The following is a 10,662-nucleotide window of genomic DNA, read 5'->3' on the forward strand; positions in this document are numbered from 1 at the left end:
GGCTTCTGCCTCCGTTGCCACCGAACAGAGGCTATCATTTTATATCTTGACAAAAAAGCGCTAAAAAGAGTAATTAGAACTCTTATGGACGATCCCTTATTCAGTAATCACATCAACCCCGTTGGCTACGCCTGGACGGCAACGGCCTTTAAACAGTTGGCTGTCCGGCAGAAGGTCCAAGGCCGGGTTCCCGAGATAACGATAGCGCGGGTGCCGGACTTCTCCGTCGAAAGGAATCCAGAAATCGCCGGGATCGAAAAGGGTGGAGGCCGCGCAGAGCCTCCCCGCTGGGTGCAGCCATTCAAGGATCATCCGGGCCTATTTCTGGATTTTGCTGACCTCAAGCGTCCGACCCCGGAAGAGACGGCTGACGCCATCAGGATTTTTGTCGGCCGTGTGGGCCTCTTGGGCATTGGCGACGACGATGCGGCCGGAAAGGAACCCTTCTCTGGATGGTCACGTGAGTTGGACTATTTCACCCACGCTCTCGATGTATGGGAATCCCTGAAGGCGGGAGATCTGTCACGCCTTCAGAAGCTTGGCGGCGGGTGGGACGGCACCCAGAAACATCTTGCTCATGAGGAATTTCTCGACGCTCGACATTCTGATGACGACGAGGTTCTCGACAGCTTCGGCGCATGGATACTGAGGAGAGCGTCAATTGAAGACGGGCGCCGCGAACTGGATCTTGTCGGCCTGCCGGGGGCGGCCAGGGATTACCTGGCCGGGGCGGTCGATAAAAAAGTGTCCGCCAATGTTCACGTCCGGTTCGCCGGGAAGGCGAGTGCGAATGTTCCGTTCGAGATCCGGATGCTCTCCAAAAACCTGTTGGGCGGGATCTGGCTCCAGTTCGCGAGTTATGTGAGCGGAAAAACCGAGTTCCGGCGCTGCGACATCTGCGAGACCTGGACACCTTATGCGGGCGAGGAGGGCGTTCGTAAGACGCGGCGCTACTGCTGCACCGGCTGCCGGAACCTGGCCGTCGTTGTTCGGAAGCAGGCGCTCGCTCTTCACCGCCGCCAGAAGAGCATCCGGGCAATCGCCGAGGAAACCGGTATCCGAGAAGAAGTTATCAACCGTTGGATTGAGGAGAATCCGCCGGAAATCCCGGCGAAACAGACGAAGGAGTAGACGCGATGGAAGCAACAAACCCGCCTATCGACAAGGCCCTGATCGACCGCCTGATCCGCCAGATCAAAGAGGCGATTCCAGGCGACCCGTCACGTGAACTCGTCTCCGCAGGGCTGGTCACGATCGAAGAAGCATCGAAGTTCCTCGGGATCAGCCGGTCGAAGATCTACGAAATGATGGCCGATGGCCTCATCAAATTTGTTAAACTCGGCCGAAGCAGACGAATTCCACAGAATGAACTGATCCGGGTCGCATCCGAGGGGCTTGTCGGCGGCGCGTAAATTTCGGGCTCGACATACAAGGAGAGACGGTTATGTCCAGAAAACGTGGCAATGGCGAAGGTACGGTAAATCGGAGATCTGACGGCCGATGGGAGGCCCGCCTCCGCCTTGAGGACGCCAACGGCCGCATCGTCCGCAAGTCCGTTTATGGGAAAAGCCGTGACGAGGTGAACAGGAAACTCCACGAACTCCAGTGCCAGAAACACGATGGAAGCTTCAATACCGATGCCAGCCAGAAAATGGCGGACTTCCTTGAAACCTGGCTGATCCAGCACGTCCAGCCGACGCGGGAACCCCGGACGGTCGAATTCTACGAGCGTACGGTCCGGAAGGACATCATCCCGGCCATCGGACATATCCCTCTTGAACGGCTGAAGCCCCCGATGATCCAGAAGTTCTATTCCACACTCCTTTCCGCCGGCCGCTCAAAGCTCACCGTCAAGAAGATTCACATCACGCTTCACGCCGCGCTGGCTGTCGCCGAGAAGCAGCAGATCATCGCCCGGAACCCCGCCCACTTCGTCACGCCGCCGAAGCCGGACGCGGTGGAACCGCTCGCGCTCGATGCGGAGCAAACGAGGAAGTTCTGCCAGCAGATACGGAACCATCCCTTTGAGGTCATTTATGTGTTTGCACTCGACTCGGGCTGCCGGCAGGGAGAAATCCTCGGCCTCAAGTGGCACGACATCAACTTAACCACTGGCGCGGTGAAGATCGACCGGGCGATGAAGCGAACGGCCAAAACTGTTTTTCTCGGCGCGCCGAAGACGAAGAAAAGCCGCCGCACCCTGATCGTTAATCCCGTCACGCTGGACCTGTTCCGGCTCCAGCAATCCAGGCAGGCGGAGATGCGAAGGCTGGCGGGCGACCTCTGGAAGCCGAAGGCCGGTTTCGAGAACCTCGTCTTCACGACCGAGACCGGCAATCCGTTCGATCCGTCCCGGCTGACCATCGAAATGAAGAAGATCTGCGCCCAGGCGGAGATTCCCTACGTCAAGTTCAAGGGTTTACGGAGCACGCACTCGACGCTGCTTGCGGTCAACGGCATATCGCCGCGCGTGATTCAGGAGAGACTGGGCCATGCGACGCTCGACATGACGCTGAGAATTTACACGGCGGTGCAGCCGTCGATGCAGGCGGAAGCGACGCGGGTGATCGAGTCCTATATCGTCAACCACAAACAGAATCTGGGAGGGGACTCGCCAGATGTCAGAATTCCGACGCAAGCCAGTGGTGGTCAAAATGGTGGTCAAATGGCCCAGAAATTCCGTTGGCCGCTGATCGTTTTTTCCAAGCCTGTGGAATTATTCGGAAGATTATGGTTCCCGATGATGGATTCGAACCACCACAAGCAGAGTCAGAGTCTGCTGTCCTACCATTAGACGAATCGGGAACGGGCCGGGGCGGTCTGGAGTGGCTCTGGAACCAGAGGCTCGCAGTCACCCGTTGGGTTATATGTAAGAAGCCGGGGCGCGTCTGTCAACCCTTGCGGACTAAAGGTGTCGTGACACGTCCTGACACGCGGTACGGCCATGATTTTCCCTTCAATCCGCCCGTTGCACGCCCCTGCGTGGCGGAGGTATTCAGTCAGGAGGCAGTTTATGGAACTTGTTATCGCCACAATCGTGGGAGCCGCTCTTGGTCTGGCCGCTGGATTTTTCGCCGGTATTACGCTTGGCAAGAAAACCGGTACCGGCGAAGCCGAAAACCGCACAAAACTCGAAACACTGCTCGCCGAGCGCGACCGGGAACTGAAGGAATGTTTGGCCCGCCTAGACCAGTCCGAGCGGGAACGGGTGCAGGCACTGGCCCGGCTCGCCGACCTGGAGGCCCGGCTGGACAGCGAGCGAAGCAAACTGGCCGACTTTGAAAAACAGATCGAAGGAAAACTCGGGAAACTTTCGCTCGATGCGCTCCAGAAGAACAGCCAGCAGTTCCTGGAGCTGGCCCGGCAGAATCTTGGGCAGACGCAGGCGGAAGCCAAGGGCGAACTGGAAAAACGCCAGCAGGCGATCGAAAATATCGTCAAGCCGGTGAGCGAGCTACTGGAAAAATACCACGCAGAAATCCAGAAGATCGAGAACTCGCGGCAAAAAGACTACGGATCACTCTCTGAGCAGGTTCAGTTCCTGCTCACCTCCAACAAGGAGTTGCGGGGCGAGACATCCAAACTCGTGGATGCGCTGAAAAAACCCCAGATCCGGGGAAACTGGGGTGAAATACAGCTCCGGCAGGTGGCCGAACTGGCAGGCATGATCGAGCACTGCAACTTCATCGTGCAGGAAACGGTAACAACCGAGAGCGGGCGGCTCCGGCCCGACATGATCGTCAACCTGCCAGGTGGCAAACAGATCGTTGTTGACGCCAAAGCCCCGATGGAGGCCTTTCTCAAGGCGGTAGAATCTCCTACCGACGACGAGCGGAACAAGTGGATGCTGGAGCATGCACGGCAAGTTCGGGACCACATCCGGAAACTGTCGGCCAAGAGCTACCAGGATCAATTCCCCAGCGCCCCCGATTTCATTGTCATGTTCATCCCCGGCGAGGGATTGTTCCGTGCGGCTATCGAGCATGATAGCGAGCTCATCCAGTCCGGCATCACGGAAAAGGTGATCACCGCAAGCCCCACAACGCTGATCGCCATGCTCAAGGCTGTCCATTACGGCTGGCAGCAGGAAAAGATCAGCGAAAACGCCCAGCGGATCAGCCGGCTGGGGAGTGAACTGTACGGCAGGGTAAGGAAACTCGCTGAGCATTTCTCCAAGATCGGCAGCGGACTCGACAAGGCCACCGAATCCTATAACGAAGCCGTCGGATCGTTGGAGCGGAGCTTTCTGCCATCAGCCCGGAAGTTCCGGGAACTGGGCGCCGGAACCGGCGACGACATCCCCGAACTGGACCCCCTGGACAAGACCACCCGCGAACCCACCGCCCCCGAACTCGCCGAGCCGCCTTCAGACGGATGATTAACGCAGGTTTTTTCATCTCGGGGAGAAAGGCCGTATTGAGTCCGGCCACTGGCAGGTGATACTGTCCTTCACTTCAGTATGGCAAGGAAAAATACAGGAAACGGTGCTGATTCCAGCACGGCTCCGGCGCGGCCGCTCATGAACAAGGTGGCGGGTGCCGTTGCCGGCCGTGCCGGACAGATCGTGAGCGGTGTGGGGTCGTCAATTGCCGATGTGACCGGAGCGGTTATCGGCATGATCGACCGTGCCCCCAAGCGGGGACGCTATGACCGGAGCGTATCGGCTGCGGAGCGCGCACACGCCACCCGCCGCCGGCTGCTCCAGGCGGCCGCCAAGGTTTTCGCCGAAAAGGGTTATACCGAGGCAAGCGTCGCCGACATCATCGCCGAGGCGGGAACAAGCCGCCAGACCTACTACGACCTGTTCGACAACAAGGAAGCCATCCTGCTGGCCCTCCAGCAGCGGGCCGTCCGGTTCATGATCCCCTATGTGAGTGGAGCGATGGACAAGGCCTCGACCGCCGAGGTGATGATCGACAACGGCGTGAGTGCGCTTCTCAAGCTGGTCGAGCAGGCCGGGCCGCTCGCCGAGATCGCGCTGAGAGAGATGGGCAATTCGCCGGCCGTGATCAGCGCCCGCGAGGAGATCATCGGCCTGTTCTGCGAGATGCTGAAAGAAGCAGCCGAGGCCGCCTACCGGGACGGGCTCACCACCCGGAAACCCGATCCGGTCACGATCCGGGCGCTCGTGGGCGGTATCGAAACCGTCGCACTGGATTACATCCGTGCCGGACGGACCAAAGAGATCATGGAAACCAAACCTGCATTCGTCAGGCTGCTCGAACGGGCTCTGACCTAGGCTGTAATTACGCCGCCTGGGCCTGGCGCTTCTCGTAGACGCGATCCATCTGCTTCTTGATCGCCTTGTAGCGCCGTTCGCCAATGCCGCCGAACACGTCGTTCCCGTAGATTTCGCGCTCCAGCTTCTCCATCTCCGGATCAATCTCGCCTTCGCTGCGCATCGTGTAGTCCACGAATCCCTTGTAGTTCTCGGGCTCGTAGCGCATGAAGTAGGTATTCACGGCGAGATTATAGGCCATGAGCAGTTCGTCACGCTTCTGCGGAAGCGGCATGCCCGACCGCTCGGCAAGGCGCGTCACCTTGGCAACAAACTTGCCGAAGAAACCGAATACATCCATCCCGAGGGCGGTGAAGTAGGGCCGGTAATCGAAGATTGCCCCCAGTGCCGGAGCGAGCATAAGCGCCCGGCTGATCTGGTAGCGCTTGTTCTTGGTTACATGCTCCGGGATGTTGCCTGCCTGGTTGTAGTTCTGAGGGAAACCCACATGCCGGGCCTCGTCCCGGTGGAACTGGTGCATGATGTCCTCGATGCCGGGAAAGTTGGCGAATGTCGAGAACGTGCTCGTGGCAAAGCTCTCCAGCATCACGTTCATCCCGAACAGCCGGTTGTAGGGTTCGGCACGGGCGACACTCTCGAACAGGAACCGGGCCGAGTTGTGCAGGGGCTTCAGGATCCCGAGCGTCTTCAGCATCTCGCGAAGGACCAGGAAGTGCTTGGCTTCCTCCATCACCTGAAGCGACATGCCCATGCGGGAGCCCGTCCCCTTTACATGCGGGATGAGCGTGGCCGAGGTGTAGAGGGCATACGCCTCGCCGTGGCAGATGAGCGAGAGAATCCAGCCGAGCGCATCGCGCTGCTCGGGTGTGGTGGCGGCCTCGAACCTGCGGCGGACGTCCTCGGACGTCGCCCGGCGCATCATCTCTTTCGTCTCGTCAATTTCGCGGATCGACCCGCCGCGCTTGTCGCCGGCGTTCTTTTCGACGGCGGTGGCATCCCGCAGCCCCAGGTATGGGGCAGCGACCTCCGCCTTCCAGATATTGGCCAGCGCCTTTTCGTAGTTCCGGCTGGTGAGGACTTCCATCTCGCCGCCCACGAAATTGGCGGTCCTGTCGTCATAGGTGTTGACGAGGTGGCCGTCCACGTAGTCGCGCGCCCGGTCCTCGTATTTCCGGTAAAGCCCGGAGACGCCGAAGAATGCCGCGTCTATTGCCTTGTCGAGGGTCTGGTATGCGAGCTTCCGAGCAGGGTTCATGGATGACACCTCCATCAGCTAATAAAGACACTACTGTCTTTTCATTGGATGGTCAAGTGAGAAATGGCCCGCCGCGTCAGGCTGTGCGAGCCATTTATAAGCGTGCGAAATGCCTGGGCTAGTTTAACGGCAGTCGGGGAATGGATAGACACTGGAGAGCTTAATGCTCCGATAGATATTGCATCCCTTTACCGACAGTCTGGCAATCACGGCAGATGCCATACAGCTCAAGACGATGGCGGACCAGCCGGAAACCCTGGGCCCTGGCACTAGCCGCCTGGAGCTTTTCGATGTCGTCATTTTCGAACTCGATAATCTTCCCGCAGGAGAGGCAAACCATGTGGTCATGGTGCTCGTCCCGCTCGTTTACCTCATAGCGGGCCACCTTGTCGCCGAAATACCGCTCATTGGCGAGCCCCGCCTCGGTGAGAAGCTTCAGCGTCCGGTAGACAGTCGCATACCCGACCCGCTTGTTCTTCCTGCGGGCCAGTTCCAGCAGTTCTTCAATGGAAAGGTGCGAGTTCGTCCGGAAGAAGGCATCCGCGATATCTGTGCGCTGGCGGGTCACCTTGAGCTGCTTCTCACGGATATATTCGCTCAAACGGCGGTGCCGCTCGTCCACGATCCTGTCTGTAACTTTGAATTTCATTGGAAACGCCTGTTATTCCAGAGAGCTGCCGTGATTTTGAGTACGAAGATATCAGGGTCTCTTCCGCTTGGAAATACCCAATCGAAGGCGGTTGCCCCGACGGTTTTATCCAGGCCAGCTACTACCTGTCGCGACTATTCGGCCAGACGCTCCGGCAGGGTTTGCTCAAACAGCAGGTGCCGCGCTGCGCCAGCAGGGTCGTCGGGGAGACGGCTGCAATACCGCATGAACCTCGGGACAGTGGAAAAGAGCCGCTCGGCCTTCAGGAACCGCGGGTTCTCAATCCGGAAGAATCCGGGCCGGGCAAGACTGGCCACCATCGGATCGGCACGGAACTGCCGGATCTTCTCCAGCAATTCGTCGTAATAGGGTATTTCTTCAATTGTCGCCCGCAGGGTCTTCGCCCTGGCAGTCGTCCCCTCGATCGCCTCAATAGTCTGCTTTTCGAGGGCATCAAGCCCATCCGGGAACATGACCAGCAGTTGAAGATCGTACAGGGGATCGTGATGCACCACCTGTAGCAGGTGGCCGATGATCGTGTCCCGCTCGGACAGGAGTCCCGTGGGGTCCAGCATGGAGGCGGGGTCTTCCACCCAGCGCAGGAACTGATGGAACCAGAAGCCTATTTCGAGCTGGTCGTACATGTCCCGGCTGCCAGGAATCAGGAAGTAACGGAAGTTATCGATCGTCCCCTGAACGATCTGGAGCGGGGTTGGCATCCTGTCCACATATCCCGCGTCCTTCAGGGCGCGCACCCGGCGGGCCAGTTCGCGCCCGTTCCGCCAGCTCCCAAGGGTCACGGCAAAACGGCGGATCTTCTCCTCGACCGCCTCGCGGGGGCCGATGGCTGTGCGGATCAGTTCCAGGGGATTATGGGTTTGCCGGAACGACTTGCTGTCTGGCTGAGCCTCGGACCTTCCCTGCATCTCCATGTCTTGCCCCCCAACTTCAGCGGTCAAACCGCTTCAGCACTTCATCGGTAATATCCAGCGCAGGCCCTGCATAGATCACGTTGACAGAACTACGCTCGAATACCACGTCAATGTTTTTTTCCTTCGCAATCTGCTCGGTAAGCTCGCGCAGCCTGGACACCACTTCACCCGACAGTTGCTCGTCCTTGCGCTTGATCTCTTCCTCGTAGTCGGCCGAGCGGCGCTCGATCTGCCGCTGCTGGGCGCGGAGCTGGTCCTCGCGTTCAGCAATCTGCGAAGGAGTCATGACCAGCCGTTTCTGCCGGAATTCATCCATGTCCTTTTCCAGATCCGACTGAAGTTTCAGCAGCGCCTCGCGGCGGCGCGCCACCTCATCCTCGATTGCCTGCCGGTGCGTGCGGCCTTTTTTGGAAGTGCCGATCACCTTGTGGAAATCAACAATGGCAAAAGTCGTTGCCCACGCCGGCATGGCACCGCCAAGCACAACTGCCGTCATGGCCATCAGGAACAGCTTACGCATCAGGAACTCCTCGGGTTAAAGACCCTTGAGCCGCAGGGCTCCGGGTATGATTTCAAAACTCGCCGGGCTTTCCCCGGCCAGTTCGCCGTCAATATCAATCAGAACCCGGCCGGGCGAACTCACCTCGACCCGGCGGCCACGCCAGCATTTCACCTTCGGGATCGTTCCGGCAAGTCCGCGGTAAACCAGCCGTCCGAGCTGGACCGTTTCCAGGAAGGTGAGATCGCCAGTCACGACCACCTCGAACTGGCCGTCCGAGAGGGAGGCGTCCGGAGCGATCCTCATGCCGGCGCCAAAGCAGCGCCCATTAGCCACTGCCACCATGTATTGCGGGATTCCATCGGCAACGGTCTTGCCGTCCACGACGATCCGCATCGGCTGATTCCGGTAAGCAAGGCTGCCCCGGATACTACCCATGAGGAAACTGGCCTTGCCGCCAAATGCCTTCGTCGTCCGGTTTACTGCATCCACGACAAGACCGCCGACTCCCAGATCGGCGATGTTGATGAAATACCTCTCGGCCGGCGCTCCCTCCGCCGGCTTCAGCCGAACCAGACCCACATCACAGGGGGAAGCGTCCCGGCCACGGAGCAACCGTGCGGCCTCGCGCACATCCTTCGGGAAACCATAGGACTTGATGAAGTCACAGCCAGTCCCGCGAGAAAGGACACCGAGGGCCATTCCCTCGCGCACCGGACGGCCATTATCGAAAAATCCATTGACAACCTCGTTCAGGGTTCCGTCGCCGCCGACGGCGAGAATCATCTCCGCGCCCTCTTGTATTGCCCGGCGGGTGAGTTCGACAGCCTCCAGCGGCCGGGTAGTCATCTTCACCGCAATGGGCCCGAGTTCGGCTTCAAGCGCACTCCTGAGACTGTTCCACTCTTTCCCCGTCCGCCCGTTGGCGCTCCGGGGATTTACCACCGCGGCGGTGCGGAAATTTCCTCCCGTCAAGCCTGCACCCCCAGCGAATGTGCCACGACATCAATCACGTCGAGCACTTCCACGCCCGGACTGCTGGACTTGAGATGCTGTCCGCACAGTGGCGAAGCAGTTACCGTTTTCCGGGTTCCGGTTTCATAAAGCTCCTCCATGCGGCGGCGGGCCATCTTCTTCGCATCAGCAGGGAAAATGCGGGCGTACGCGCTGCCGGCCCCGCAGCAGCTCGTATCCTCGCCGCTCCAGGCGGGCTCACGTACCACAGCCCCGCACATTTTCAGCAGCTCCCGTATCCGGCCTGACGCACCCAGCTTCCGGGCTGCCTCACAGGGGTCATGGATGACGAGCGGCTCGGGAAACGCCCGCAACTCCCGGCCCGCGAGTTTTTCGCAGATCCAGTCCACCCACCAGACGACCTTGGGTGTCACCTTGATATTGACCCGGGGATAACCGTGCTGGAACATCACGGCGTCCTCAGGCGCAACAGTAACGACCGTGTCGTAACCCTGGAGCGATGCCAGCACTTCAGACGCATGGGCACGGAGCCCTTCGCGATCACCGCAATGATACAGTGCTGCACCGGTGTCGAGCCGTCCGGCGGCGATAACCGACACGTTTTCCGCTCCGACCGCATCGAGTATCCCCACCAGCTTCCGGATCCGCTCCCCGCCGGAGGCTATGAGATCCCCTCCCAGCCAGATGGCCGTACGGGCCTGCGGGCCACGATATTTTTCAGGGATGATCCCTGCGGCAACCGGCTCCAGCGGAACGTCATGGGGAGTTCCGGTCTCACGGACCTTTGCAGCCAGCTTCACGGCTGCCGGCAGCGTCTGCCCCGCCACGAACAGGTCGGCCCGTGCGGCCTCCAGAACCGGCCCCACCTTGATCTCGTGGTCACAGTACACCTTGCAATGGGCGCAGGCTGTACACTTGAAGAACGAGACGGCAAGATCCGGACTCGTCTCCACCGAACCCTGCTTCAGCAGATAGGCCATCGTCATCTTGGCAGTGGGCGTATAGGTCTCGCGTGCGTCGGTTTCCGCCACCGGGCAGGCGAACCGGCACATCTTCGGACAGTAGGTGCAGTAGTCGATTTCCCTTCGGAACGATTCGATCAGCACAGTTCTC

The 10,662-nt window shown here is 59.7% G+C and carries 10 protein-coding genes, 1 tRNA gene and 2 pseudogenes; 6 read left to right on the plus strand and 7 right to left on the minus strand.

Features of this window, described 5'->3' with window-relative positions; translation table 11 throughout:
• Positions 1-84: 84 nt before the first annotated feature.
• From KIT79_09700 to KIT79_09715, 4 genes and pseudogenes are all read left to right on the plus strand, one after another.
• Positions 85-1,131, plus strand: coding sequence for a hypothetical protein (locus tag KIT79_09700; protein MCW5829576.1), 1,047 nt, complete (start codon positions 85-87; stop codon positions 1,129-1,131).
• A 5-nt stretch (positions 1,132-1,136) separates the two neighbouring features.
• Complete coding sequence (locus KIT79_09705; GenBank protein ID MCW5829577.1) at positions 1,137-1,412, plus strand: helix-turn-helix domain-containing protein; 276 nt, start codon at positions 1,137-1,139, stop codon at positions 1,410-1,412.
• Between the two features lie 32 nt (positions 1,413-1,444).
• A pseudogene (locus KIT79_09710) lies at positions 1,445-1,822 on the plus strand (site-specific integrase).
• A pseudogene (locus KIT79_09715) lies at positions 1,796-2,536 on the plus strand (site-specific integrase). The pseudogenes KIT79_09710 and KIT79_09715 overlap by 27 nt, the downstream one beginning before the upstream one ends.
• A gap of 195 nt (positions 2,537-2,731) precedes the next feature.
• Here KIT79_09715 and KIT79_09720 read toward each other — a convergent pair.
• Positions 2,732-2,805, minus strand: a tRNA-Gln gene (locus KIT79_09720).
• A gap of 208 nt (positions 2,806-3,013) precedes the next feature.
• On the opposite strand from KIT79_09720, the gene rmuC reads away from it, so the two are divergent.
• Both rmuC and KIT79_09730 read left to right on the plus strand, forming a co-directional pair.
• Positions 3,014-4,378, plus strand: a complete 1,365-nt coding sequence (gene rmuC / locus KIT79_09725) for a DNA recombination protein RmuC (GenBank protein MCW5829578.1) — start codon at positions 3,014-3,016, stop codon at positions 4,376-4,378.
• An 81-nt stretch (positions 4,379-4,459) separates the two neighbouring features.
• Positions 4,460-5,239 carry a TetR/AcrR family transcriptional regulator gene (locus tag KIT79_09730; protein MCW5829579.1) on the plus strand — a complete coding sequence of 260 codons (780 nt, stop codon included), beginning with the start codon at positions 4,460-4,462 and terminating at the stop codon, positions 5,237-5,239.
• A gap of 7 nt (positions 5,240-5,246) precedes the next feature.
• Here KIT79_09730 and KIT79_09735 read toward each other — a convergent pair whose 3' ends face one another.
• The 6 genes from KIT79_09735 to KIT79_09760 form a co-directional block, all read right to left on the minus strand.
• A complete protein-coding gene (locus KIT79_09735; GenBank protein ID MCW5829580.1) occupies positions 5,247-6,494 on the minus strand; it encodes a ferritin-like domain-containing protein in 1,248 nt (415 codons plus the stop codon).
• 160 nt (positions 6,495-6,654) lie between these two features.
• A complete protein-coding gene (locus tag KIT79_09740) occupies positions 6,655-7,143 on the minus strand; it encodes a transcriptional repressor (protein ID MCW5829581.1) in 489 nt (162 codons plus the stop codon).
• 134 nt (positions 7,144-7,277) lie between these two features.
• Positions 7,278-8,069 carry a hypothetical protein gene (locus KIT79_09745; GenBank protein MCW5829582.1) on the minus strand — a complete coding sequence of 264 codons (792 nt, stop codon included), beginning with the start codon at positions 8,067-8,069 and terminating at the stop codon, positions 7,278-7,280.
• A 22-nt stretch (positions 8,070-8,091) separates the two neighbouring features.
• Positions 8,092-8,595 (minus strand): OmpH family outer membrane protein, encoded by a 504-nt coding sequence (locus KIT79_09750; GenBank protein MCW5829583.1) that lies wholly within the window; start codon positions 8,593-8,595, stop codon positions 8,092-8,094.
• A gap of 15 nt (positions 8,596-8,610) precedes the next feature.
• Positions 8,611-9,519 (minus strand): diacylglycerol kinase family lipid kinase, encoded by a 909-nt coding sequence (locus KIT79_09755; protein ID MCW5829584.1) that lies wholly within the window; start codon positions 9,517-9,519, stop codon positions 8,611-8,613.
• Positions 9,520-9,545: 26 nt separating this feature from the next.
• Positions 9,546-10,655, minus strand: a complete 1,110-nt coding sequence (locus KIT79_09760) for a (Fe-S)-binding protein (protein MCW5829585.1) — start codon at positions 10,653-10,655, stop codon at positions 9,546-9,548.
• Positions 10,656-10,662 lie beyond the last annotated feature (7 nt).

It is taken from the genome of Deltaproteobacteria bacterium (assembly GCA_026129095.1).
In the GTDB taxonomy this organism is placed as follows: domain Bacteria; phylum JAGRBM01; class JAGRBM01; order JAGRBM01; family JAHCIT01; genus JAHCIT01.

Coding starts and splice junctions, on each gene's coding strand:
- KIT79_09750 (MCW5829583.1), bottom strand. CDS start 8,595: ATGCGTAAGCTGTTCCTGATGGCCATGACGGCAGTTGTGCTTGGCGGT.
- KIT79_09745 (MCW5829582.1), bottom strand. CDS start 8,069: ATGCAGGGAAGGTCCGAGGCTCAGCCAGACAGCAAGTCGTTCCGGCAA.
- KIT79_09705 (MCW5829577.1), top strand. CDS start 1,137: ATGGAAGCAACAAACCCGCCTATCGACAAGGCCCTGATCGACCGCCTG.
- rmuC (MCW5829578.1), top strand. CDS start 3,014: ATGGAACTTGTTATCGCCACAATCGTGGGAGCCGCTCTTGGTCTGGCC.
- KIT79_09700 (MCW5829576.1), top strand. CDS start 85: ATGGACGATCCCTTATTCAGTAATCACATCAACCCCGTTGGCTACGCC.
- KIT79_09740 (MCW5829581.1), bottom strand. CDS start 7,143: ATGAAATTCAAAGTTACAGACAGGATCGTGGACGAGCGGCACCGCCGT.
- KIT79_09735 (MCW5829580.1), bottom strand. CDS start 6,494: ATGAACCCTGCTCGGAAGCTCGCATACCAGACCCTCGACAAGGCAATA.
- KIT79_09730 (MCW5829579.1), top strand. CDS start 4,460: ATGGCAAGGAAAAATACAGGAAACGGTGCTGATTCCAGCACGGCTCCG.